Origin of the sequence: Megasphaera sp. AF13-6AC (assembly GCF_027685385.1) — a bacterium.
GTDB classification, from domain to species: domain Bacteria; phylum Bacillota; class Negativicutes; order Veillonellales; family Megasphaeraceae; genus Megasphaera; species Megasphaera micronuciformis.
In genome coordinates this window covers 19,471-21,532 of record NZ_JAQCUN010000012.1, presented here as the reverse complement: position 1 = coordinate 21,532, position 2,062 = coordinate 19,471, and the positions used below count along the sequence as shown (strand labels likewise).

The following is a 2,062-nucleotide window of genomic DNA, read 5'->3' as shown; positions in this document are numbered from 1 at the left end:
GTACTTATAATGTGTCTACCGTTGCGGGAGACGATTCATACAGTGTAGGTAATAATAATCGTGTCAGTGCGAATAATACCTTTGTCGTAGGGAATAACGTAACAACATCTCTGGAAAACGGGGTCGTCTTGGGCAACAATTCGACAGCTGAAAGTAGTGATGTAGTCGGCACTCCCGACTATACCTACAGTGACGGGACTACGGTCAGCTATGCCGGTAAAGTGCCTGTTTCCACTGTTTCCGTAGGGGCTTCGGGACAAGAGCGCACGATTACGCATGTAGCGGCAGGTCGTGTCAGTGAAAATTCTACGGATGCTGTCAACGGGTCTCAACTCTACGGGGCTAATCGGCAAATAGATAATTTGTATAGCCATATTGCCGGTCTCGGGAAAGAAGCCGATAAAGGATCCGCGAGAGCTGCGGCGTTGGCTGCATTGCATCCCTTACAGTTCGACCCGGACAATAGACTTCAGGTGATGGGCGGCTATGGACATTACAAAAATGCCAATGCACTGGCATTGGGAATAGGGTATTATAAGAGAGAAAACCTGCTTTTTACAGCCGGAGCTACCTTTAGTGAACATATTATGGCCAATATCGGCGTATCCTATAAATTGGGAGAAGAAAATACATCACAAAAAATTTCGCCCGCATTATATAATGCACTTGAACAACGGGTAGATATATTGGAAGCACAAAATAAGCAACTTCAGGAAACTGTCGCTATGCTTGTTAAAAAGATGAATGAGAAGTAGTTTTGCAGAAAATCGGTTCTGCCTGATATAAATAAAAAACGTAACTGAAAGGGAATTCTTTCAGTTACGTTTTTTATTTAATGTTCCCCAAATAGCAGCCGGATTTTTTCAGAAATTTTCCGTTAAAGACCGGGCTTAGAAATTGTCGAAGACGTGAAAAACGACAACCAGTTCCGTGAATCCGCAAATAAGGAAGAAAATGGCCGAGAACATCTGAATTCGTTTTTGTGACACATAGCGGTTAATGACCGTGCCGGCCAGTACGCCCAGTCCGTCGGCGGCAATCATGCCTGCTGTCGTACCGATTAATAGCGGAAGCCATTCGCCGAAGCGAGCAGCCATGGCAATGGTTGCTAATTGAGTTTTGTCTCCCGTTTCAGCTAGAAAGAAGGCAACAGCGACAGTCCAAAAGGGATTGATAAGCATCCTTTTATCTTTCAATTTTTCTTCCCTGTCATTACTGATGAGCGTGCCTATACCGAAAATAAAGAAGGTTGCCGCTGCTGCTAAATGAATGTAATCCATGTTGATTACCGTATTGACATAAATACCGATGATAATGGCGACGAGATGATTGGCGACAGTAGCGATGAGGACCGCCAACATAACCGTTTGCCAACGATACTTAGCGGCAAAGGCCATGACGAGAAGCTGGGTTTTATCACCCAGTTCGGCGAGAAAAACCATGAGAAAGGCTGTAAGAAAAGCAGTCATCAAAAACACTCCTGAAATTTAAAGGGCATCTTTTAAAGAAAGAACCGTCCCGTTTTTCAATTGAATGGATACAGGTTGAAGGACAGTGGATGTATTATCTAAAGACGGGAGATCTCTTAGTGTTTTTTGAGACGGGATTAAACCGTTTAAAGGGAAACGGGCTGTGAGAGACGTGCCGCTTTTATAAAGCGGTACGTGCAGGCGGGTCGTATATAAAACGGCGTCATCTTGTGTACGTTTTAATGTGAAGTCACAGACAATCGATTCTATGTCGGAGGTTCCCTGCGGGTATACGGGGGTGTAATCGAGACGTAAAAAAGTATTGTCATTGTTATCTGTTACCAGAGATGACTGTATGTTTTCAATATGCACGTACCTTTCCATGCGTTTGCTCACATCATCGTTGGAGAGGGCCAAGGCGTTCATGGAAGCGTCGTGGATGCATGATAAAAAAGCTGTGCTGTCATCTAAATCCGCAACCGTCCAAGTCCCGTTTATTCGTTTCATGATAAGGGTACAGGGGATGGAGGCCTGTAACGTATCGTTATACCAGTATACGGTTAACAAGGCTGTTGAATCGTCGACGGCATTGC

Annotated in this window: 2 protein-coding genes and 1 pseudogene; 1 reads left to right on the top strand and 2 read right to left on the bottom strand. The window is 44.5% G+C overall.

Features of this window, described 5'->3' with window-relative positions; all coding sequences use genetic code 11:
- Positions 1-755, top strand: a 755-nt coding sequence (locus PGX78_RS01635; RefSeq protein WP_270445113.1) for a YadA-like family protein, incomplete at its 5' end; no start/stop codon positions are given.
- Positions 756-890: 135 nt separating this feature from the next.
- On the opposite strand, the gene PGX78_RS01630 is transcribed toward PGX78_RS01635, so the two are convergent.
- Both PGX78_RS01630 and PGX78_RS01625 read right to left on the bottom strand, forming a co-directional pair.
- Complete coding sequence (locus PGX78_RS01630) at positions 891-1,469, bottom strand: TMEM165/GDT1 family protein (RefSeq protein WP_270445115.1); 579 nt, start codon at positions 1,467-1,469, stop codon at positions 891-893.
- A gap of 18 nt (positions 1,470-1,487) precedes the next feature.
- Positions 1,488-2,062: pseudogene (locus PGX78_RS01625) on the bottom strand (hypothetical protein); the annotation flags it as partial.